Source organism: Mesorhizobium waitakense (assembly GCF_056431085.1).
Genome location: NZ_JBWKME010000251.1, coordinates 1 through 655 on the forward strand (window position 1 = coordinate 1; position 655 = coordinate 655).

Consider the following 655-nt stretch of genomic DNA (forward strand, 5'->3'; position numbering starts at 1 on the left):
GCGGCGCGAATGCCGCGGGTCTTTTTTTACGCACGTGAACGGGTCTAGAGGAAGCCGCGCCGGATGCCGTATTGGCCGAGCTTGCGATAGAGCGTGGGCCGCGAAATGCCGAGCCTAAGCGCAACCTTGCTGAGATTGCCGCCCTCCGCCGCAAGCGCATTCTTGATCGCCTGGCGTTCGGCATCTTCGAACGAGCACACCGGTGCTTCGAGCATGGCCGTGGGGTGCTCGCTGTGCATGGCCATGGTGTTGCGATCGCCTGCGCTGAACTCCGCGGGAAGATCCTGGAGTCCGATCGTGCCGCCGCGCGCCAGTATATGCAGGCGCTCGACCAGATTCTTCAATTCGCGCACATTTCCCGGCCAGCGATAGGCCAGCAGCGCATCGAGCGCGTCGTTCGAAAACTCCAGCGGATCATTGCCTGCCAGCTTTGCGATCTGACGATTGAAATGCTCGATCAGCAACAGCACGTCGTCGCCGCGCTCGCGCAGGGCCGGGACATGAATCGAGACCGCGCCGATGCGGTAATAGAGATCGCTGCGGAAGCGCCCGGCCGCGACCTCCTGCTTGAGATCGCGATTGGTCGAGGCGACCAGCCGCACGTCCACCGGCCGGCCCCTCGAGTCGCCGATGCGGTGGACCACGCGCTCCTCAA

1 protein-coding gene is annotated in these 655 nt (G+C 64.0%); it reads right to left on the reverse strand.

All coding sequences use genetic code 11. The features are described 5' to 3' along the window. Nucleotides 1-44: 44 nt before the first annotated feature. On the reverse strand, nucleotides 45-655 hold a 611-nt coding region (locus AC07FD_RS39620), incomplete at its 5' end, for an AAA-type ATPase lid domain-containing protein (RefSeq protein WP_478354231.1).